The 21,380-nt window shown below is 30.1% G+C and carries 21 protein-coding genes; 13 read left to right on the forward strand and 8 right to left on the reverse strand.

Annotation, left to right across the window (positions count from 1 at the left end; translation table 11 throughout):
• Nucleotides 1-56: 56 nt before the first annotated feature.
• The 3 genes from MPF19_RS08615 to MPF19_RS08625 form a co-directional block, all read right to left on the reverse strand.
• Nucleotides 57-1,232, reverse strand: coding sequence for an argininosuccinate synthase (locus MPF19_RS08615; RefSeq protein ID WP_249987788.1), 1,176 nt, complete (start codon nt 1,230-1,232; stop codon nt 57-59).
• A complete protein-coding gene (locus MPF19_RS08620) occupies nt 1,229-1,846 on the reverse strand; it encodes a GNAT family N-acetyltransferase (protein WP_203394417.1) in 618 nt (205 codons plus the stop codon). Before MPF19_RS08620 ends, MPF19_RS08615 begins: the two co-directional genes overlap by 4 nt.
• A 646-nt stretch (nt 1,847-2,492) precedes the next feature.
• Complete coding sequence (locus MPF19_RS08625) at nt 2,493-3,980, reverse strand: NAD(P)H-hydrate dehydratase (protein WP_249987790.1); 1,488 nt, start codon at nt 3,978-3,980, stop codon at nt 2,493-2,495.
• Between the two features lie 214 nt (nt 3,981-4,194).
• Between MPF19_RS08625 and MPF19_RS08630 the strand changes: the two genes are divergently transcribed.
• The 13 genes from MPF19_RS08630 (at nt 4,195) to MPF19_RS08690 (ending at nt 15,314) form a co-directional block, all read left to right on the forward strand.
• Nucleotides 4,195-4,608: a DUF2141 domain-containing protein gene (locus MPF19_RS08630; RefSeq protein WP_249987791.1), complete on the forward strand. Its 414-nt coding sequence runs from the start codon at nt 4,195-4,197 to the stop codon at nt 4,606-4,608.
• Between the two features lie 29 nt (nt 4,609-4,637).
• Entirely contained in the window at nt 4,638-5,999 is a 1,362-nt protein-coding gene (locus MPF19_RS08635; RefSeq protein WP_249987792.1) for a 2TM domain-containing protein, read from the forward strand.
• Entirely contained in the window at nt 5,999-6,322 is a 324-nt protein-coding gene (locus tag MPF19_RS08640; RefSeq protein ID WP_249987793.1) for a 2TM domain-containing protein, read from the forward strand. The genes MPF19_RS08635 and MPF19_RS08640 overlap by 1 nt, the downstream gene beginning before the upstream one ends.
• 2 nt (nt 6,323-6,324) lie before the next feature.
• A complete protein-coding gene (locus MPF19_RS08645) occupies nt 6,325-6,612 on the forward strand; it encodes a 2TM domain-containing protein (RefSeq protein ID WP_203394422.1) in 288 nt (95 codons plus the stop codon).
• A 4-nt stretch (nt 6,613-6,616) separates the two neighbouring features.
• Nucleotides 6,617-6,928, forward strand: a complete 312-nt coding sequence (locus MPF19_RS08650) for a 2TM domain-containing protein (protein ID WP_249987794.1) — start codon at nt 6,617-6,619, stop codon at nt 6,926-6,928.
• A 163-nt stretch (nt 6,929-7,091) separates the two neighbouring features.
• Nucleotides 7,092-7,847, forward strand: coding sequence for a LytR/AlgR family response regulator transcription factor (locus MPF19_RS08655; protein ID WP_249987795.1), 756 nt, complete (start codon nt 7,092-7,094; stop codon nt 7,845-7,847).
• A 166-nt stretch (nt 7,848-8,013) separates the two neighbouring features.
• Nucleotides 8,014-9,036, forward strand: coding sequence for a PDDEXK nuclease domain-containing protein (locus tag MPF19_RS08660; protein WP_249987796.1), 1,023 nt, complete (start codon nt 8,014-8,016; stop codon nt 9,034-9,036).
• A gap of 273 nt (nt 9,037-9,309) precedes the next feature.
• On the forward strand, nt 9,310-10,338 hold the full coding sequence (locus MPF19_RS08665; RefSeq protein ID WP_249987797.1) for a DHH family phosphoesterase: 1,029 nt from the start codon (nt 9,310-9,312) through the stop codon (nt 10,336-10,338).
• Nucleotides 10,339-10,381: 43 nt separating this feature from the next.
• Nucleotides 10,382-11,563, forward strand: a complete 1,182-nt coding sequence (locus tag MPF19_RS08670; RefSeq protein ID WP_249987798.1) for a winged helix-turn-helix domain-containing protein — start codon at nt 10,382-10,384, stop codon at nt 11,561-11,563.
• A gap of 377 nt (nt 11,564-11,940) precedes the next feature.
• The gene (locus tag MPF19_RS08675) at nt 11,941-13,512 is read left to right on the forward strand and encodes a helicase HerA-like domain-containing protein (protein ID WP_249987800.1); all 1,572 of its coding nucleotides are present in this window, start codon (nt 11,941-11,943) and stop codon (nt 13,510-13,512) included.
• 43 nt (nt 13,513-13,555) lie between these two features.
• Complete coding sequence (locus MPF19_RS08680) at nt 13,556-14,122, forward strand: hypothetical protein (RefSeq protein WP_203394429.1); 567 nt, start codon at nt 13,556-13,558, stop codon at nt 14,120-14,122.
• A gap of 208 nt (nt 14,123-14,330) precedes the next feature.
• Nucleotides 14,331-14,699, forward strand: coding sequence for a cupin domain-containing protein (locus MPF19_RS08685; protein WP_249987801.1), 369 nt, complete (start codon nt 14,331-14,333; stop codon nt 14,697-14,699).
• Nucleotides 14,700-14,807: 108 nt separating this feature from the next.
• Nucleotides 14,808-15,314 (forward strand): GNAT family N-acetyltransferase, encoded by a 507-nt coding sequence (locus tag MPF19_RS08690; protein ID WP_249987802.1) that lies wholly within the window; start codon nt 14,808-14,810, stop codon nt 15,312-15,314.
• Nucleotides 15,315-15,544: 230 nt separating this feature from the next.
• Here MPF19_RS08690 and folD read toward each other — a convergent pair whose 3' ends face one another.
• The 5 genes from folD to MPF19_RS08715 form a co-directional block, all read right to left on the reverse strand.
• Nucleotides 15,545-16,420 (reverse strand): bifunctional methylenetetrahydrofolate dehydrogenase/methenyltetrahydrofolate cyclohydrolase FolD, encoded by an 876-nt coding sequence (folD, locus tag MPF19_RS08695; RefSeq protein WP_203394432.1) that lies wholly within the window; start codon nt 16,418-16,420, stop codon nt 15,545-15,547.
• Nucleotides 16,421-16,499: 79 nt separating this feature from the next.
• A complete protein-coding gene (locus tag MPF19_RS08700; RefSeq protein ID WP_502925148.1) occupies nt 16,500-16,760 on the reverse strand; it encodes a four helix bundle protein in 261 nt (86 codons plus the stop codon).
• A 151-nt stretch (nt 16,761-16,911) separates the two neighbouring features.
• Nucleotides 16,912-18,240 (reverse strand): signal recognition particle protein, encoded by a 1,329-nt coding sequence (gene ffh / locus MPF19_RS08705; protein WP_203394433.1) that lies wholly within the window; start codon nt 18,238-18,240, stop codon nt 16,912-16,914.
• Between the two features lie 234 nt (nt 18,241-18,474).
• Nucleotides 18,475-19,017, reverse strand: coding sequence for a DinB family protein (locus MPF19_RS08710; RefSeq protein ID WP_249987803.1), 543 nt, complete (start codon nt 19,015-19,017; stop codon nt 18,475-18,477).
• 262 nt (nt 19,018-19,279) lie between these two features.
• The gene (locus tag MPF19_RS08715; RefSeq protein ID WP_249987806.1) at nt 19,280-21,376 is read right to left on the reverse strand and encodes a hypothetical protein; all 2,097 of its coding nucleotides are present in this window, start codon (nt 21,374-21,376) and stop codon (nt 19,280-19,282) included.
• Between the last annotated feature and the right edge of the window lie 4 nt (nt 21,377-21,380).

Below are 21,380 nucleotides of genomic sequence, written 5' to 3' on the forward strand. Positions count from 1 at the left end.
AGGTATTCTTAATTTATACCTACAAGGTTTTTGAAACCTTGCAGGATGAGTCGATATTAACTATTTACTTGTCTGTATATTTTATTCTGATTTCCTAAGATTTTAATAAATCCTTTTGCGTCATCTGCTGTCCACGCTTTGTTTTCTTCACCATACGTACTAAAAGCACTAGACATTAAATCATGGTCAGAGATAATTCCGTCTAAAGAAAAATGATAAGGTTTTAAAGAAACTACCACGTTACCAGAAACCATTTTCTGAGAACTTTGTAAAAATGCTTCCGTATCTCTCATTACAGGATCTAAATACTGACCTTCATGTAAATGCATTCCGTAGAAACTAGATAAATATTCTTTGTGTTGTAATTGCCATTTTGTTAAGGTGTGTTTCTCTAACAAATGGTGTGCTTTTACAGTAATTAAAGCAGCTGCAGCTTCAAAACCAACTCTACCTTTTGTACCAACAATAGTGTCTCCAACATGAATGTCTCTACCAATTGCATACGCAGAAGCGATGTCGTTTAATTTTTCGATATTCACTTCAGGAGCATTTTCTTGTCCGTTTAAAGCAACAAATTCACCATTTTTAAAAGTCAAGGTAACTTTTTCTTCACCTTCTTTTTCTAATTGAGAAGGATACGCTTCACTAGGTAAAGGCAATTCAGATTTTAAAGTCTCAACACCACCAACACTTGTTCCCCAAAGACCTTTGTTTACAGAATACTTCGATTTTTCCCAAGGCATATCAATCCCTTCAGATTTTAAATAATCTATTTCTTCTTGTCTCGTTAATTTCTGGTCTCTAATAGGTGTAATAATTTTGATGCCAGGAGCCAAGGTTTGAAAAATCATATCAAACCTTACTTGGTCGTTTCCTGCACCAGTACTTCCGTGTGCAATATATTCTGCACCAATACTCTTTGCGTATTCTACAATTTCAATTGCCTGAATAATTCTTTCTGCACTTACAGAAAGTGGATACGTAGCGTTTTTTAATACGTTTCCAAAAATTAAATACTTTACTACTTTGTTATAGAAAGTAGAAACAGCATCAATATTTTTATAAGTAGAAACTCCCATTTTATAGGCATTACTTTCTATATGTTTAATTTCTTCGGATGTAAATCCGCCAGTGTTTACACTTACAGCATGTACATCATATTCTTTTGATAAACTTACGGCACAGTAAGAGGTGTCTAAACCACCACTATAAGCAATTACTAATTTTTTCATTTTTTATCTTTTTTTAGAAACAAGTTCTGTTTAATATTCTTTAATTTTTGAAAAACGCTTTCTTTAACTTCTTGAGAGGCTTCTTTATTATTGTTTTTTGGATCAAACAACATTCCTGTACACAAGCACATTTTTCTTTCTGTTCTTGTTAAAACATCGTAATTTCTGCACGTTTGGCAACCATCCCAAAAAGATTGGTCGTCTGTTAATTCAGAGAAAGTAACGGGTTTGTAACCTAAATCGCTATTTAGTTTCATTACCGCTAAACCAGTGGTAATACTAAAAACTTTTGCATCTGGAAACTTTGTTCTAGAATGCTTAAAAATTACTTGTTTAATAGATTTTGCAAGCCCTATATTTCTATAATCTGGATGTACAATTAAACCTGAGTTGGCAACAAATTTACCATGTCCCCATTGTTCTATGTAGCAAAATCCTGCAAATTTACCATTGTCTAATGCTATAACAGCATTTCCGTTTTCCATTTTAGTGGCAACGTATTCTGGTTTTCTTTTTGCGATACCGGTTCCTCTAACTTGAGCAGCGTCTTCTATTGTTTTGCAAATAATATCTGCGTAAACAGTATGTGATTTGTTAGCAATTACAATTTCCATTGCATTGTGTGTTTTATGTTGTTAAAGTTGTTGTTTGTATTTCTTGAATGTAGAACCGGACTCACCTTAATTCTATAATTAATTGATTACCCCAAAAGGGCGAAAAGAAAAACTACGTCGTAAATTGTTATTGTTTAAAATAACGTAAGGATGTAAGTAAGTTTTGTAAGAATTGTTCACGATAAAAAAAATAAAAGGATAAATACTATAATAAGTTAACTTGTTGCTAAAGTAGAATATTAGCGACGGCGGTTGCGCAAGCGCAAGCTGGGACTTATTGTTGTACATAATTTATTTCTTCTTGAAGTAATCATATGGCTAAAGTATATATTTTTTTAAAAGTATTATCAAAAGTGTATCGCTTTTTTATAAGTTTTATTAAATTTAAACAAATTTGAAGTTTGCGTTAAAAATAAATCAACAAATAGCGTTAAAAATCTTTTTTCTGTAATTTGTTTTAATGATAAAGTCTCTATCTTTTAATTAATAAGTCCTTATTTAATTTGAAAGCTAGAATTCATCCTAAAAAAAATACAACTTGGAAATCTTTGATTTAAAAAATGAGGCCTGTGTTGCATCTTTGTTTTATTAAAGTACCTTTTTTATAAAGCAGATAAAACTAAAATAAAGTTAGAAAAGAAAAATACTAATCGTTTTCTATTTTTAAATAATTGATAATGTCTGAAGCTATTAATGCATTTTCTCCTTTTTGCTTGGTAGCATCATCTCCTGCTTTTCCATGAAAATAAACGCCAATTAAAGCAGCTTTAAGAGGCAGGTAGCCTTGCGCTAATAAGCCTGTAATTATTCCTGTAAGAACATCTCCGCTTCCTCCAGTTGCCATTCCGGGGTTTCCAGAAGTATTAAAAAATAAAGTTCCTTCCAGATTACAAACACAAGTATTTGCACCTTTTAAAACAACAATACATTTGTGTTCTTTTGCAAAATGTTTTTGTTTTTTAAAACATTCTTCAGTAGTTTTCCAAGGACCCACTAATCTTTTAAACTCTTTTGGGTGTGGAGTTAAAATTGAGTTTTTAGGAATGTTATCTATTAATTCTCTGTTTTCGGAAATAATATTTAATGCATCAGCATCTAGTACCAATGGAACTTTTATCGATTTAAAAAGTTGTTTTAAAACTTCTTTTGTCAAGGTGTTTTTTCCAAGTCCCGGACCTATTCCTATAGAATTATAAGAAGAAATATCTGGTAATTTTGAAATATAGGTTTTCTTTTTATCCGTTAAACACATGGCTTCTGGAGTAGAAATTTGAAGAATTTCATAGCCGCATTTTGGAATATATGTGGTTAAAAGTCCGGTGCCGGCTTTTAAGCAAGCTTTAGAGGCTAAAACTGCAGCTCCTATTTTTCCGTAAGAACCTGCAATAATTAAGGAATGACCAAATGTGCCTTTATGAGCATGTTTTTCTCTTTTTTTTACACTTTTAGTAATGGCGCTATCTAATACAAAAATATTGGTAGGTTGTTGTTGTATAAAATTTTCATCTAGACCTATATCTATTACTTTACAGTCTTTTATGTATTGGTTACTTTCTTGAAAGAAAAATGAACGTTTTGGTCTTTGAAAACTAATGGTTAAATCAGATTTTACGATGAAATTAGAATCAGGTAGTTTATCGCAATATAAACCGGAAGGAATATCAACAGAAATAACATGTTTTTTAGCATCATTTATATATTGAATAAATTTAGCAGCTAAACCTTCAACTTTTCTACTTAACCCAGAACCAAAAATAGCATCAATAATAATGTCAAATTTTGAAAAATCAAAGACATCATCTTCAGATGCTATAATTGTTACTTTGGTAAGTTTGTTAAAATTAGTTTTACAATCAAGAGATAGATTGTTATTTATTTTTATTAAAACGGTTTCTACATAATATCCTTTGGCTTGTAATATTCTTGCAATGGCAAAACCATCACCGCCATTATTACCAATACCACAAACAACGGCAATTTTTTGATTTTTGCAAATATTGTTTTCAATGGCACATACAAAGGCTACAGAAGCTCTTTCCATTAGATCTAAAGAAGAAATGCCTTCTTGATTAATAGTATGAGTATCGGTCTCTTTTGTTTGCTTTGCCAATATTATTTTCTTGAGACCTAACATAATTCAGGTTTTTTTAAGTAGTTCAATTTACATTTTTTTATGAAGAAAATTGCTTTTAGATTTAAAAAAGTATCAAATTTTATGTGGAATTACAATTCATCCTAAAAAAGATACAACTCGGTAATCTTTAATTTAAAAAACTAGGGTTGTATTGCATTTTTGTATCATAATTAATTTATGCTGAACTTGTTTCAGTATCTAAAAACAATATATTATGAAACTTATTTTAGCAATTTTAGTAACAGGAATGATATTTATTACAAATGCAATAACTGCACAAAACAAAACAATTACAGCAACGGTAGTAAATGTAACTTCAGATGCAGGTAAAGTAGGATTTGCTTTATACAACAAAACTAATTTTAGAATGAAACCTTTACAAAGTGCAACTTCTAAAATCACTGAGGGAAAAAGTACTATAACTTTTACAAACGTGGAAGCAGGAGAATATGCTATCATTTGTTATCATGATAAAAATGATAATGATAAAATGGATTTTATGCCAAACGGAATGCCTTTAGAAAATTATGGTGCTTCTCATAATAATATGTCTTTTGGTCCACCAAAATTTGAGGATGCAAAATTTAGGGTTATTGATAAAAATGTATCTTTAGAAATTAAATTTTAATAAGTTTATAGCCTACTTAATTCCATAAAATGAAAACATCAAACCAAAATTTTTTTGATAAAATAAAAAATGATTTTATTGTTTGTACAAAACTTACTGTAGTTATAGGGATTGTTTTTATAATTATAAATCAACAATTTAGTTTTAAAGGAATTGGGTTAACGTTTTTAATTTCTGGGATGTATTCTTTTACTTTAGGCCTTGGAAACGGCATTATAAATGAATACTTAAATACAAAATGGGATTGGGTTAAAGAAACCAATAAAAGAGTTTGGGCAGGCATTATTACTACCGTTTTATATACAGTTATTGCCGTTTTAATAATTCATTACATTCAATATATAGCGCTCTTTGGTTATCAGTTTAAAAATTTCTTTCAAGGAAAATTAGTTTGGGTGCATTTATTTGCTATCATATTTTCTTTGGGTGTAGCTGCTTTTTTTCATGCAAAAGGTTTTATGGATAACTGGAAATCTGCCATGACCCAAGAAACTACAAAACAAGAAATTGTAGCAAAAACAGAAACTGCAAAATTTGAGTCTTTAAAAAATCAATTAGATCCACATTTTTTATTTAATAGTTTAAATGTCTTAACGAGTTTGATTGGAGAAAATCCTGCGCAAGCAGAAAAATTTACCACAAAACTATCTAAAGTTTACAGATATGTTTTAGAGCAAAGAAATAAAGATTTAGTGCCTATTGAAGAAGAATTAAAATTTGCAAAAACCTACATGCAATTATTAGAAATGCGTTTTGAAGATGCAGTGAAATTTAATATTCCAGATTCAATTAGTAATAACGACTTAAAAATTGTGCCACTTTCTTTGCAACTTTTGTTAGAAAATGCGGTAAAACACAATGTAGTTTCATCTTCTAAACCCTTAGCAATTAGTATTTATGAAGAAGATACTTACTTAATAATAGAAAACAATGTAAATCCGAAAGAAGCAATAGGAAAAAGCACCAAAGTAGGGTTGCAAAATATTGCCGATAGATATGGATTGATCACTCATAAAGGAGTGAAAATAGAAAATAATAACAAAACTTTTAAGGTGAGTTTACCTCTCTTATATAAAATGAACGACATTATGTACACAGACGATTTAGAAAATAGCAAATATGTAAAAGCAGTAGAAAGAGTAGAAAAATTAAAAGAATTTTATCAGAATTTAGCCGCTTATTGTATTGTAATTCCTTTTTTAATTTTTATCAATTTAAGATTCTCTTCAGGGTTTCACTGGTTCTGGTTTCCAATTTTTGGATGGGGAATTGGATTGGCATTTCACTTTTTAGAAGTTAATAATTACAATATTTTCTTAGGCAGCAATTGGGAAGAAAGAAAAATTAAAGAAATGATGGATGAAGAGAATCAATCTAAAAATAGACGATAATGGAACGCGAATTAACACAAGAACAAAAATATATTTTAGCAAAGAAAAGAGTTGAAAAGATAAGTAAATTCTATAAGCACTTGGCAACCTATGTTATTGTAAATATCTTTTTAAGTGCCATTTTTATTGTTGGAGATATGAATGATGGAGTTACATTTATGGAAGCTGCTTCTGATTATCATAATTATAAAATTTGGATGTATTGGGGAATCGGAGTTGCATTTCAGGCATTAAATACTTTTGGTTTAAGTTTGTTTCTAAATAAAGATTGGGAGCAAAAGAAGATTCAGAAATATATGGATGAACAAAATTATAGAAGATAATCATGGAGACAAGTTTAGCTCAAAAACAACAGTATATTAAAGCTCAAAAAAGAGTGAAAAAGATAAAAGGGTTTTATACACATTTAAGTATTTACTGTATTGTGATTCCTATTATCATTTTTGTAAATTTAAAGTTTGAACCTCATTTTCATTGGTTTTGGTTCTCTTTATGTGGTTGGGGAACAGGGCTTTTCTTTCATTGGTTATCCGTTTTTGGATTGAATTTAATAGGTTTAGGAAAAGATTGGGAAGAAAAGAAAATTAAAGAATTTATGAACGAAAAGAATTAAAACGATGCAACAAGATTTTAGACAAGAGGACAAGTATATAAAGGCTAAAAAACGTGTAAAAGCCATAAAAGGATTTTACGTCCATTTAATGGTGTACTTTTTAGGAAACATTTTTATTAGTGGAATTGTTATCTTTGGCTTAATACAAAGTGGTTACACTATAGTAGATGCTTTTTCTAATTTCGGGGTTTATTCTACCTGGCTTTTTTGGGGAATAGTAATGTTTTTTCATTGGATGGGTGTTTTCGGTTTTAAATCTATTGGTTTTGGAAACGATTGGGAAGAAAAGAAAATTAAAGAATTTATGGAAAAGTAGTTTTGTTACACAGAGATTCACGGAGAAAAAGCTGAGATTCACAGAGTTTTTTTACAAATTAGAATAAAAGACCAGTTTTATAGCTTTTTTTCTTTGCGCACTTAGCGAAAACTCTTTGCGAACTTTGCGTTAATTTTTAACCTTTTTTACAAACCACAAACTTATGAACGTATTAATAATTGAAGATGAAAAGCCTGCAGCAAGAAGACTAAATAGAATGTTAGCTGCTTTAGATTTAGAAGTTCAGCAAATGTTGCACTCTGTAGAAGAGTCTTTAAATTGGTTACAGAATAACGAGCATCCAGATTTAATCTTTTTAGATATTCAACTTTCTGATGGATTGTCTTTTGAAATTTTTGAAGAAATTGACGTAAAATCTGCCATTATTTTTACCACTGCGTATGATGAATATGCGTTAAAAGCATTCAAATTAAATAGTATTGATTATTTACTAAAGCCATTAGATGAAGATGAACTTAAAGTTGCGGTAGATAAATTTAAAGAGCATCGGCCAAAACAAACAGATGTTCAAGTTAATCTAGATGATATTAGAAAATTATTGGTAAACCCGGTAGATAGAAAGTTTAAAAAACGAATTTCTATTAAAGTAGGGCAGCATATAAAAATTATTCCTATTAATGATGTTGAGTGTTTTTATAGTGAAAATAAATCGACGTATATTCATACCAAAGAAAATAGAAATTACTTGTTAGATAACTCTTTAGAAACATGGCAAGAACAATTAAATCCGGAGTATTTTTTTAGAGTCAACCGAACTTTTATTGTGCATATAAATGCGATAAAAGATATTATTGCATATTCTAATTCTCGTTTAAAATTGATGTTACATTCTTATTCTGAAACTGAAATTATAGTAAGTAGAGAACGTGTAAAAGATTTTAAAAACTGGATTGACTGATGCAGTAAGTTTTATAATTTAGTTTGTTTCTAAAAGAATAAAACTCGTACTTCGCTAACTATGAATATAAAACATTTAAACGTTCCATATTCACGTTAACGTTTTGCGCAAGCTGAAAAAAGGAAGAAAAACAGTATAATAAAACATAAAATTATACTTTTACAAAATGGAGAAAAAATCTAGTTTAACTAATCATCAAAGTGACTTAATAGAAAGTATTAAATCTATTATTTCAAATTCACGAAAAAAAGTTGCAACTAAGGTAAATCATGAATTAATCCTGACTTATTGGAAAATTGGTGAACAAATTCTTTTGAATGAGCAGAAAGAAAGTCTTGATATGAAAACAGCAAATCAAGTAATTCTAAAACTTTCTAAAGAATTAACAAATGAATTAGGTCGTGGATTTTCTCGTTCTAATTTATTTAATATGAGAAAACTACATCTTGAATATAAAGATATCCAGACACTGTCTGGACACTTAAGTTGGTCTCATCTCTGTGAATTATTAATAATAGAAAATTTAGAAAAAAGACAGTTTTATGAAACTGAGACAAAAAATTCTAAATGGTCAATAAGAGAATTAAAAAGACAAATAGATAGTTCTCTTTTTGAAAGATTATTACTTTCTTCTGGAAAAGCTAATAAAGAAAAAATAATAGAATTATCTAAAAAAGGACAAGAATTAACTAAACCAGAAGATATTGTAAAAAGTCCTTATGTTTTTGAATTTCTGGGAATTCCAGAAAACAAACCAATGCTAGAAAAAGATTTAGAAGCAAAGTTAATTAGACATATTGAGGATTTCTTATTAGAGTTAGGAAAAGGTTTTATGTTTGTTGGATCTCAACAAAGAGTAACAATTAATAATACTCACTATTACGTAGATATGGTTTTTTATAACAAAATATTAAAATCATATATATTAATAGAACTTAAAACTACTAAGCTAAAAACATCAGATGGAGGACAATTAAACACTTATTTGAATTATTACAAAACTGAAGTTAATGATGATAATGACAATCCTCCTATTGGAATAATTTTATGTACCGAGAAAGATGAAATTACAGCTGAATATATTTTAGGCGGATTTGAAAATAATGTATTTGCTTCAAAATACACTTACATATTACCAAACAAGGAAGATTTAATTAAAGAATTAGAAGAAGTAATTAAAAATGAATAGCCAGTGCCCAACACCGTGTATTAAAAATTGCTAAATTAGTGCTTAACCAAAAGTAGTTGCTTTTTTACTCACTTCAATTTTCCAGTGGAAAATAGCCGCTAATTAAAAACGCAACTTTCAATACACAACAACGTTAGCGAAGTGTCTTTAGAATATTTTTTCAACAAAACCTTCCAAAACTTCCGCCTCCATTAAACTTTAAATTCTTCCTTCCACACCACAATAATAACCTAACTTTGCATCCCTTTAAAAAGGAAAATATTGCTATAATAAATGGCAATTGCAAAAACACAATCTATGAATATTTACAAACAAATAGAAGCAGAAATTTTAGCTGCATCAAATATTGTTATTACAGCACATAAATCTGCAGACGGAGACTCAATCGGATCCTCTTTAGGCTTACTTTATTTTATTGAAAAATTAGGAAAAAAAGCAGTGGTTTGTCATCCAGACAAAGCACCCGGTTTTTTAGATTGGCTAGATACTTCATCAATTATTTTAATGGATGAAAATCCTGAAGAAGTAACTGCACAAATGCAAAAAGCAGATTTAATTTTCTGTTTAGATTACAATGCAACCAATAGAGTAGGATCAGAAATGCAAGTATTGTTAGAAGCAACAACTTGTAAGAAAATAATGATAGATCATCATTTAAACCCAGAAGAGTTTCCTACAATCACTGTTTCAGAAACAACAGCATCGTCAACATCACAATTAATTGTAGATTTAATAGAGCAATCAGGTCATTTAGATTTGTTAGATGAAAAAATAGGAACGCCTTTATACTTAGGTATTTTAACAGATACAGGAAGTTTTAGATTCAATTCGGTAAAACCGAGAACACATGAAGTTTTAGCCAAAATTTTAGCTGCGGGAGTAGAGCATCATTTAATTCACGAGAAACTAAGTGATAATAATACAGAAACTCGTTTGCGTTTGCAAGGATATGCAATGAGCGAAAAATTAGAGATTTTGTACGATTATAATGTGGCTATTATATCTTTGTCTAAAGAAGAGTTGGCAAAATATCACTATAAAAAAGGAGATACAGATAGTTTAGCAAACTTAGTTTTATCCATAAAAGGAATGAAAGCTGCGATTGTATTTACAGAAAGAGATGGAATTATGAAAATTTCTTTCCGATCTAAAGGACCAGAAAATCCAGTAAATATGTTGGCAAAAGAACATTTTAACGGAGGAGGACATGCAAATGCTTCTGGTGGAATGAGTGATTTAACTGTTGATGAAACTTTAGAGAAATTAAAAGGATTGATTCCTCAGTATTTTCAAAAACAGTAAGAATAGCTTTGTAAAATAGATTAAAAAAAATACGAGACTCAGCATGAAAGAAATACTTTCTCCAATAGAAGCTCAAAAGATAGTTTTGCTTTCTCAACGTGTTTTGCCTGGTGAGTTAAAAGGTGCGTCATTAGCTAGTACACTTGCCAGTATTGAACATCTTGGTTATGTGCAGATAGATACCATTTCTGCTATTCAACGTGCCCATCATCATACATTATGGAATAGAAATCCAGAATATCAACTTTCTGATATTGATACGTTAATTGAAACCAAACAGGTTTTTGAATATTGGTCGCATGCGGCAGCATATCTGCCAATTCGTGACTATAAATATTCGCTTCCCCGTAAACAAGCCATTTTAAAAAACGAACAAAGTCATTGGTTTCAGAAAGATGTGAAACTCATGGATGCCATACTAAAACGCATAGAAAACGAAGGGCCTTTAATGGCAAAGGATTTTGTTCACACAGCTAAAGTTGGGGAATGGCAAAGTAAACCAGCAAAGCAAGCTTTAGAGAATTTGTTTATGCAAGGAGATTTGATGATTTCTAATCGTAAGAATTTTCATAAAGTATATGACCTTACGGAACGCGTTTTACCAGAGAATATTGATGTGAAATGCCCTACTCAGCAAGAACATATTCGTTTTTTAATTACTAGCTATCTAAGAGCCAATGGTATTGGTCAAGCAAGTGAAATTGCCTATTTACTTAAAAAGACCAAAACACTTGTTTCTTCTGAATTGAAGGAGATGTATGCTAACAATGAATTACTAGAAGTGCATGTTAACGGACAAATATATTACGCTTTACCTAATGTTTTGAGTTTGTTAAGTAAGCCCATAAATAGTCAACTAAAAATTCTTTCTCCTTTTGATAATTTATTGATTCAGCGTAAACGCATACAGCACTTATTTAATTTTGATTTCAAAATAGAATGTTATACTCCAGCTGCAAAACGGAAGTATGGTTATTTTTCATTACCCATTCTTTGGGATGGTAAATTAGTGGCAAGAATGGATTGTAAGGCCGATAAAAAGAGTGCTACGCTTCATATTCATCATTTATTTTTTGAAGAAAACTTTTCTTTTAATGATGACTTTAAAGCTGCTTTTATTAAAGAGATAGGGGTGTTCAAAAGCTTTAATAATTGTACAGATGTTGAAGTCCATAAAACAACACCAAGCTCATTATTAGAGACCATTAAATCTATTTTTCAGTAAATATCAGCGATTATTTTGGGTACAACTACTGCATTTGCGACTATTTAGGTATTCTGGATTGCGAGTGTAAATACCGGATTAGGAACTTGGAGTACGGCTGTAATTTTATTTCCAATCGTTTGGGTAGAAATGATTATTGGAGCTTGGATAGCATCTAAACTTTATTTAAAAAAAGATTAAAGAATTATTGAGGAATTAAAACATGTAAACGCATCAGCAACCAATCAGTTAATTAAGGGGGGAGAACTTAAATTAGATCAATTCTTGAAAAATTAAAGAAAACTCACGTTAATTTTTTCTAAACAAATTCAAACAAACTCTTTAAATAATTTCCTAACAATTAAACTTTGATTATTTTTATCAAAATTTAGTTTTAAATGAGTCAGAAGGAAGAGTTTTTCGAATATATTAATAACGGTTACAAAACCAAAGGCGATTTTATAGCATTAGGTGCAGCAATGTTAGGGGAAGAAACCATAACAGATGCCATCGTTAAAATTCCACTTAAAACCTTGAATAGGCATGGTTTAATAGCAGGGGCAACCGGTACAGGTAAAACAAAAACGTTGCAAGTTTTAGCTGAAAATTTATCAGATAAAGGTATTCCGGTGTTGTTAATGGATATTAAAGGAGATCTTTCTGGTTTGGCACAACCAAGTCCTGGACATGCAAAAATAGACGAACGTCATGCAAAAATTGGTTTCCCATTTACGGCACAAAAATTTCCAATAGAAGTTTTAACCATTTCAGAGCAAGACGGAACAAGAATGCGTGCTACGGTATCGGAATTCGGACCTGTTTTATTATCAAGAATTTTAGACTTAACAGAAACTCAAAGCGGAATTGTTGCCATCATTTTTAAATATTGTGATGACAATAAATTTGCGCTTTTAGATATTAAAGACTTCAAAAAAGTTTTACAATATGTTACCAACGAGGGGAAAGAAGAAATTCAAGCAGAGTATGGCCGAATTTCATCATCATCTACCGGAGCAATTTTGCGTAAAATTGTAGAAATAGAACAACAAGGAGGAGATTTATTTTTCGGTGAAAAATCTTTTGACGTAGAAGATTTAACCAGAGTAGATGAAGACGGAAAAGGAATTATTTCTGTATTGCGTTTAACCGATATACAAGACAAACCAAAGTTGTTTTCAACATTTATGTTGCAATTATTAGCTGAGGTTTATGAAACTTTTCCGGAACAAGGAGATAGCGGAAGACCCGAGTTAATTATCTTTATTGACGAAGCACATTTAGTGTTTGAAGAGGCTTCTAAGGCCTTATTAAACCAGATAGAAAGTATTGTGAAATTAATTCGTTCTAAAGGAATCGGATTGTATTTTGTAACGCAAAATCCTAAAGATGTGCCAGAAGATATTTTAGCGCAATTGGGATTAAAAATTCAGCATGCATTAAGAGCTTTTACGGCAAAAGATAGAAAAGCAATTAAGTTGGCGGCAGAGAATTATCCTTCTTCAGAATATTATGACACCAAAGAAGTTTTAACGCAATTAGGAATTGGAGAAGCATTTGTTTCCGTTTTAAACGAAAAAGGAATTCCAACGCCGTTGGCAAGAACCATGTTGCGTGCTCCAATGAGTAGAATGGATGTTTTAACAGATAAAGAGTTGAAAAATGTAATAAATAATTCGCGTCTTTTTTATAAGTACAATGAAAACTTAGACAGAGAAAGTGCGTATGAAATGTTAAATGCCAAGATAGAAAAGATTAACAAGGCAGAAGAAAAAGCAATACAAGCAGAGGCAGATAAAAAAGAAAGAGAAAAAATAGCAAAGGAAAAAGAGAAGGAAAGACAAAGAGAAGAAAGAGCAACAAGAAGTACAACAAGAAGAAGAAGTACAGCTCAAAACCCGCTTATAAAAGTATTAACAAGCGCCACTTTTATTAGAGCGGCATTTGGTATCTTAAAAAAAGTATTAAAATAATATTTTCATAATAAACGTTTAAACAACGACTTAAAACAACAAAATGATTAAAAAAAATATCTCACCAATTATAGTAATCGCATTTTCTCTATTTATAATTAGTTGTAGTAACAGCAGTAAATTTAAAATTGAGAAAGGAAAAGTTGGTGAAGTAACTACTAAAACGACTATTAATCAATTAAGTACTATTTTTAAAAATGATTCTATCGTTAAAAATTTAAGCGAAGGAGCACAAGGTGATAATTACTTTCAGGAAGATGATGAATATTATATTTTTGAAAAAGGAGGGAAGCTATTGCTTACCATTTTGCCAAAAGAACAATTAGATTCTACGTCTACTATAAAAAGTATCGAAATTCATGATGCACGTTTTAAAACAGCATCTGGGATTAATGTTAACTCAAGTTTTTCAGAGATAAATGCCAATAATAATATTAACAGAATAGAAACGACTTTAACATCTGCAACGCTTTTTTTAAACGACTTAAATGCAACGATAGCTATAGATAAAGAAGAATTAGGTTTAAAAGATTTTACAACTCAAAAAGTTACAAAAGAGCAAATTCCAGATTTGGCAAAAATGAAAACCTTTATCGTTTGGTTTAATTAGGGCGTATTTTGTGCGTTTTATTTTAAACACAAAACCGCGCTAGGAATTTATCTTGAGCGAAGTCGAAAGGCTTTATCTTTTTATGCTGAAATAATTCAGAATTCTAAAAAACATTTATTTAATTAATACTATTTTGTTATTGTAATTAAATAAGTGTTTTTTGCATAAAAAGGAAGCCATTACAATCGCTTACGCAAAACTAATCTTTATGAAGAAAAAATATACCATTCAAAAATCACCATTTGTAGTTCCAACTACAGACGGTAAACTAATAGAAGAACACTTTGGTAATGCAACCGATGGAAATTCTGAAATAAGTATTGCACACATGATTGCGCCTTCTGGTTGGAGTGAACCTTTTCAAACCCCAAAATTTGATGAATACACCTACATTATAAAAGGAAAAAAACAATTTATTATTGATGGCGAAACAGTTGTTTTATCCGCAGGTGAATCTATCAAAATAGAAAAAAATACCCGAGTACAATACTCAAACCCTTTTACAGAACCATGTGAATACATGGCAATTTGTTTGCCTGCATTTTCTATAGATATGGTAAATAGAGAAGAAAATTAACTTTACTTTTCCTTTATTAGAATAAAAGTAAAGTTAAAAGCAAGAAATAGAGTTGTAATAAACACTGTTTGTTGGCAGTAATAACTTAACAAAAAAACATATAGAACTATGGTGGAATTAAGGAACTATCAAATAGAAATAGCTAAGCAGTATGCTGAATATAGAAATAACCCAATTATATTTGATAATGGATATGATAAAGTTCCTAATCCTTTCACGTTAAAAGACGCTAAAGAGTTTATAAATCTGCAACTTAAAAAAGAACTTCCACAAAGAAAATTAATATATTGGAAAGGTCAATTCGTAGGAGAAATAGGAATTGAAATTAAGGAAGATGTATTTAGATTAAGTGCAGAAATGGGATATTTTATTGGAGAGCCTTTTTGGGGAAAAGGAATTGCTTCTAAAGCAATAAAACTAATGACAGATTATGTGTTCAATAATTTTAATATTATAAGAATTGAGGCTGGCGTTTTTGATTTCAATAAACCATCTATGAGAGTGTTAGAAAAAAATGATTTTAGTTTAGAAAGCATTAAAAGGAACGCTGTTATCAAAAATGGGAAAATTATAAATGACCATATTTGGGTTAAATTAAAGGAATTAAAAGAATAATAGTATTGCCAACACCGCGTATAATGAATTGCTGGTTTTAGCCAATTTACGAAAGTCCTCGCTGTGTAATATTTACTAACTTTAGTGCTTGATATACACAACGAATCATACACAGCAACGATGGTCTTTATTTACAAACGCTTTAAAAAGATAAAAGCTCTTCTAATTTTCCGTATTTCAGAAAACTAGAAGAGCTTTTATAAATTTTATTAACATAAGTTCTTAAAAACTTAGTTATTTCTGTGACAAGCTAATAAAGTGTTTTTTAATAACATTGCTATGGTCATTGGGCCAACTCCACCAGGAACAGGTGTAATAAAATCAGATTTTTTAGAAACTTCATCAAAGGCAACATCACCTACTAATCTAAATCCACTTTTTTTACTAGAATCTGGTAAACGAGTAATACCAACATCTATAACAGTTACATGATCTTTTACCATATCTGCCTTTAAAAACTCTGGAATACCAATAGCAGCAATAATAATATCTGCTTGTAAAGTTATTTCTTTTAAGTTTTTAGTTCTACTATGGCACATGGTTACAGTTGCATTACCAACCTTTCTTTTTTGCGATAATAAAATACTCATTGGGCTACCAACAATATGACTTCTACCTAAAACAACCACGTGTTTTCCAGAAGTTTCAACATTATATCTATCTAATAATTCTAAAATTCCGAAAGGAGTTGCAGAGATAAAAGTAGGTAAATTTAAAGCCATTTTTCCAACATTCGTTGGATGAAATCCGTCTACATCCTTATCAGGGTTTATAGCCATTAATATTTTTTGTTCATCAATATGTTTAGGCAACGGAAGTTGTACTATAAAACCATCAATGTCTTTATCAATATTTAAAATTTCAATTTCATTTAATAAATCTTCTTCAGTAGTGTCTTCTGGTAATCTAATTAAACTAGATTCAAATCCAACACGTTCGCAAGCTTTTACTTTTGCGTTTACATAAGTAATACTTGCTCCGTCGTTTCCAACAATTACAGCTGCTAAATGAGGAGTGTCCGCTCCATTGTTCTTTAATTCTCTTACTTCTAAAGCGATTTCTTCTTTAATATCTGCAGATGTTTTTTTTCCGTCTAATAAAATCATATATTCAGTATTCAGTGGCAGTTTTCAGTCACAGTTTGTACGCTGTGAATTTAACTGCAAATATTTAATTATTTTTAATTTAATTAATTTTAACTCCAAATTTCTCTGGATTATTAATCCTGTAATTTATTAACTTTCCTATTTCTTTACTTTGATTAGAAAAATTATTGTAATCATTATCGGAAATATATTTACAAGCTAGTGCAAAATTTAACCAAGTACTTGTTTTCAAATTTTCACCATCAGAATCTGTCAATTTACTTATGAAATGTTTTGAATATCTCCTTTTTCTATACGCTTCAGCAATATTTGCACAAACAGAGCGAGAACTTCTTCTTATTTAATCTGTTAATGAATATTTTTCTTCTTTCGGAAAAGATTTAGACAATTCAAAAATTTTCATAGATAAATCAAAAGCCTTTTTTATAAGCCAATAATTCTTTAAAATACATAATTTAACTGAAAACTGAAACTGAAAACTGAGACTCTTTTTATTTCATCCCTTGCATCATTTGCATCATCTTTTTGCCACCACCACCTTGCATCATCTTCATCATTTTGCTCATCTGGTTAAATTGCTTCATCAGTTGGTTTACTTCGTTAACAGAAGTTCCAGATCCTTTTGCAATTCTCTTTTTTCTACTGGCATTTATAGTTGTTGGTGTGCTTCTTTCTTCTGGTGTCATAGAGTGTATAATGGCTTCAATACCTTTAAAAGCGTCATCATCTATATCTACATCTTTCATTGCTTTACCAGCACCAGGAATCATACCCACTAAATCTTTCATGCTACCCATCTTTTTAATTTGTTGAATCTGACTTAAAAAGTCATCAAAACCAAATTGATTTTTAGCAATCTTTTTCTGTAATTTTCTAGCTTCTTCTTCGTCGTATTGGTCTTGTGCTCTTTCTACTAAAGAAACAACATCTCCCATACCAAGAATTCTGTCTGCCATTCTATCTGGATGGAATACATCTATAGCATCCATTTTTTCTCCAGTACCAATAAACTTAATAGGTTTATCAACCACAGATTTAATAGATAAAGCGGCTCCACCACGTGTATCTCCATCTAATTTTGTAAGAACAACTCCATCAAAATTTAAGATATCGTTAAAAGCTTTTGCTGTATTTACCGCATCTTGCCCTGTCATAGAATCTACTACAAATAAAGTTTCTTGCGGACTTACAGCTTTATGAATGTTAGAAATTTCATTCATCATTTCTGTATCCACAGCTAAACGACCAGCAGTATCAATAATAACTACATTTTTACCGTTTGCTTTTGCATGCTTTATAGCGTTTTGTGAAATTTCTACAGGATTGTTGTTCCCTACTTCTGCATACACTTCAACACCAATTTGTTCTCCAACAACTTGTAATTGATTTATTGCTGCAGGTCTGTAAACATCACAACCTACTAATAAAACTTGTTTAGACTTTTTATCTTTTAGAAAGTTTGCTAATTTTCCTGAAAAAGTAGTTTTACCAGAACCTTGTAAACCAGACATTAAAATTACGGTTGGAGAACCACCTAAATTAACACCTACAGTTTCACCTCCCATTAAATCGGTTAGTTCATCTTTAACTAACTTTACCATTAATTGCCCAGGGTTTAACGTTGTTAATACGTCTTGACCTAATGCTTTGGTTTGAACTCTTTTGGTAAATTCTTTGGCAATTTTAAAGTTTACATCGGCATCTAATAACGCTCTTCTAACTTCTTTTAGCGTTTCTGCAACATTAACCTCTGTAATTTTACCATGACCTTTTAGGGTGTGTAAAGCTTTATCTAATTTATCGCTTAAATTATTAAACATAATTCGTCTTCTTTTTTAGGAATCACAAATATAAGAATTAGAATAGTTTTTTATTGAATCAGAATTAGAAAATATGTAGTTAAAGATATTTATTCATTGATTTGATATCAATTAAAGGAAAATAGCTGAAGTAAAAACGTTGTTTCTAATTAAAATATTGAATAATATGTATTTAAAATAGAAGGTTTAATTTTTATCACGAAGTAAAATGGAGTCATTTATAACCTAGTAAGGTTAGCAATAAGTCTCTTCACTATAAGTCATTATTAATATTTCGGTATGATGTTCTGTGTGATATGCTGTCCACATAATAATTTCTCTAATAGTCATTTTACCCATTAAAGGATGCGGAATTACCAATGTGTCTAAATTTACATCACTAATTTTTTTGATTTTAAATTGTAGTTTTTTACTCTGTATTTGCAGTCTTGTTAATAGACGTTCTCTATCTTTTAGCAAGGGTTTCTTTAACTTGTTGTTATACGTTTTTACTTTATCCTTACTATCAAGTAATTTTTGATGGTAGTTGTTTACAATCGTTTTATAATCTCTAGGCTCTCTATTGCATAACCCAAATTTGTATTTTAAAAAAAAGCGAGGGTAACTTAAGGCGTTATTTAAAAGTTGCAAGCTGTTTACTAAATGCAATATTTGTTGGCCAACAGTCCATTTTCCATCGGGGCCTTTTTCCCAATTATCATCTGGTTGCTCTTCTAACCATTTACATAAAACCTTGTGTTTTTCTTCTAATAAATCTGCAATTGCCTCTTTTTCCATTTATCGTGAATTATAAAAGGAAGATACAAAAAACATCTAAAATAGGCACTCTAATTTAAATTGAAAACAATTTTACTCGGTTAGAACTCTAAGTTTTCTATAAAAATTGTTATTTCCTACAATTTGCGTATCATTTAGAACTAGAATAAAAAAATAGCGGTTTTTATTTGTTTTCTTAGGTAATTATAAAATGAGATAGATATCGCTTAAATACTAGCATGAACATTATTGCTTTCGAAAAAATATTTTGTAAAGTTAAAAGTTATTCAACCTTTACCGCTTCTCTTGTAGCTGTAACTTTACTTAATAATCTTTTTAAAATTATTAAAATTGTTTCTTGATTTTGTAAAGTACCATCATTAAAAGTATTTGTTATAGTTTCATTTATAATTAAAGTAGGTGTTGTTGTGTTATTCATAGAACTTTTTATAGCTTCAATTTTTGCTAATAATCGTTCTGTAATTTTCAACATTTCTAGTTGATTGGTTTCTGTACCAATATCTATTAAATCGATATCTAATCTAACAAAATTAATATCTTCTTCTGGTATTAACTCCTTATATAGGTTAGGTCCGTTTGATAATATATCAACTTGCACTTCTATACCATTTGTGGGCACTGTAGTAGGTACTAAAAAATGAGCTTTAAAAACGGTTGTTACTGGCGATAAAGAATAAATTACTGAGAAGTCATCATTGTTTATAATTGATACATCATTAGTGGTACTTTGATTCCATTTTAAATTTACAAATTTGTTGGTACCTGTATTATCTATATAACCGTGTTCTAATGTTGCGCCGTTTGCGACGCTAATACTGGCAGTTGTTTTAATGCCTTTAAATTTTGTTGAAGTTAGTAATTTTGTAGATTTTATGGTTATTGTTTTTGTTCCTGTATCTACAGTAAAAACTGCGGATGCAGATGCAGCTCCATCTACCACAAGGTTGTAGTCTCCAATATTTAATAAAGAATTTTCGTTTACAATTAGTAATTCATTTATAGTTGGTATCTCTAGATTTGTTTGGTTTAATTGTTTCCAATATTTTGCATAATCATATAATTGCCCTAAATTATCTATTGTTGAATACCCTGCTACAACGGTAGAGTTTTTCTCTGTTATATTAGTATCTTCAAACATTGTCCAATCAAATGTTAATTCACCTATTCCTTTTAATTTTTGAATAGCTCTTGATGGAACCATATTGTAATGATAAAAATTAAGATTAAATTCATCATCTATATTATTGTTTTTACTTCTTCTATCATACTCAACAGTTGTACCGCCTACTAAATGATTAACAACACCTGTAAGAACATCTGTAGTAGATATTAAACCACTTGAATTTGATGCTTCAAAATAAGTCCTATCATCTGTAAAAATATATCCATTTCCATCTATTCTATTTCCATTGTCAGTATCTCTAATAAACATTATAGCATCTTCAATAGGAATATTATCTTCATCTAATATTGTTGGTGCAACCTCTTTTGAAATTTGCCAAGTACCTTTAGAACTTCCATGACCAATAAGATGTTCTTCAACAATTACATTTGTTCCATCGGATGAATTGATAATTTTTCCTTTTCTATCAGACCAAAGGCCTAAATCTAATCTATTACCTCTGTCACCTCCAGAATAATCTCTAAATTTATATTTTGCTGATGCAGAAGAAGAACTAAAACTAATTCCTTCATCGGCAATAGTAGGAGTGTAGCCATCAAATTGAAGTGGAGTACCAACCATTGTCATGGCATATTTTACCATTTTAAAATTATTGGCTGTTAAATAATTACAGAATTGCCTTATTTGATATTGTGGATCTGGTGTAGATAATAACTCAATTCTACCGTCTTGAATATTTACCGTTGAATTTGGATAAAATTTAATTGAAGATGAGCATTCTACACCTCCTCCTTGCATATTAAATGTACCAGAATCAGTAACATCTAATGAGAAATTAATACAACAATCATTTTTATCATAAGTTGTTCTAATTGCTGTTCTTTGTAAATATGAAGTGAAACCATTAATTGTTTCAAAATCGTTTATATTAAGTGTACCAATTACAGATATTATACTTCTTGGGGCTGCTGATCCTACAAGTAACATTTCTTTTGAAGCATCAATAGTTAGATTTCCATTAATTATAAGTTGTCTGTCACCAATATCATATATTGTATATTCACTATCAGTTCCCAAACCTACTTGTACCAATGTTACTCCAGATATACCTGCTATTGCAGATAAATCGGTATCTGTATCCGTTTGGGTAATTATTGTAGCACTAGTTAAAATAAATGTAGCTTGTGTACAAATTGTAAATGCAAAAAATAAAAAAGATAGTATTTTTTTTTTCATTTTG

The organism is Polaribacter sp. Z014, assembly GCF_023555435.1.
Classification (GTDB): domain Bacteria; phylum Bacteroidota; class Bacteroidia; order Flavobacteriales; family Flavobacteriaceae; genus Polaribacter.

Bases quoted from the DNA above. Each gene is read 5' to 3' on its own strand.
- MPF19_RS08640 (WP_249987793.1), top strand. From the start codon at position 5,999: ATGGAACGCGAATTAACACAAGAACAAAAATATATTTTAGCAAAGAAA.
- MPF19_RS08715 (WP_249987806.1), bottom strand. From the start codon at position 21,376: ATGAAAAAAAAAATACTATCTTTTTTATTTTTTGCATTTACAATTTGT.
- MPF19_RS08650 (WP_249987794.1), top strand. From the start codon at position 6,617: ATGCAACAAGATTTTAGACAAGAGGACAAGTATATAAAGGCTAAAAAA.
- MPF19_RS08685 (WP_249987801.1), top strand. From the start codon at position 14,331: ATGAAGAAAAAATATACCATTCAAAAATCACCATTTGTAGTTCCAACT.
- MPF19_RS08625 (WP_249987790.1), bottom strand. From the start codon at position 3,980: ATGTTAGGTCTCAAGAAAATAATATTGGCAAAGCAAACAAAAGAGACC.
- MPF19_RS08675 (WP_249987800.1), top strand. From the start codon at position 11,941: ATGAGTCAGAAGGAAGAGTTTTTCGAATATATTAATAACGGTTACAAA.
- MPF19_RS08655 (WP_249987795.1), top strand. From the start codon at position 7,092: ATGAACGTATTAATAATTGAAGATGAAAAGCCTGCAGCAAGAAGACTA.
- MPF19_RS08690 (WP_249987802.1), top strand. From the start codon at position 14,808: ATGGTGGAATTAAGGAACTATCAAATAGAAATAGCTAAGCAGTATGCT.
- MPF19_RS08645 (WP_203394422.1), top strand. From the start codon at position 6,325: ATGGAGACAAGTTTAGCTCAAAAACAACAGTATATTAAAGCTCAAAAA.
- MPF19_RS08620 (WP_203394417.1), bottom strand. From the start codon at position 1,846: ATGGAAATTGTAATTGCTAACAAATCACATACTGTTTACGCAGATATT.
- ffh (WP_203394433.1), bottom strand. From the start codon at position 18,240: ATGTTTAATAATTTAAGCGATAAATTAGATAAAGCTTTACACACCCTA.
- MPF19_RS08660 (WP_249987796.1), top strand. From the start codon at position 8,014: ATGGAGAAAAAATCTAGTTTAACTAATCATCAAAGTGACTTAATAGAA.
- folD (WP_203394432.1), bottom strand. From the start codon at position 16,420: ATGATTTTATTAGACGGAAAAAAAACATCTGCAGATATTAAAGAAGAA.
- MPF19_RS08615 (WP_249987788.1), bottom strand. From the start codon at position 1,232: ATGAAAAAATTAGTAATTGCTTATAGTGGTGGTTTAGACACCTCTTAC.
- MPF19_RS08710 (WP_249987803.1), bottom strand. From the start codon at position 19,017: ATGGAAAAAGAGGCAATTGCAGATTTATTAGAAGAAAAACACAAGGTT.
- MPF19_RS08635 (WP_249987792.1), top strand. From the start codon at position 4,638: ATGAAAACATCAAACCAAAATTTTTTTGATAAAATAAAAAATGATTTT.
- MPF19_RS08665 (WP_249987797.1), top strand. From the start codon at position 9,310: ATGGCAATTGCAAAAACACAATCTATGAATATTTACAAACAAATAGAA.
- MPF19_RS08670 (WP_249987798.1), top strand. From the start codon at position 10,382: ATGAAAGAAATACTTTCTCCAATAGAAGCTCAAAAGATAGTTTTGCTT.
- MPF19_RS08680 (WP_203394429.1), top strand. From the start codon at position 13,556: ATGATTAAAAAAAATATCTCACCAATTATAGTAATCGCATTTTCTCTA.
- MPF19_RS08630 (WP_249987791.1), top strand. From the start codon at position 4,195: ATGAAACTTATTTTAGCAATTTTAGTAACAGGAATGATATTTATTACA.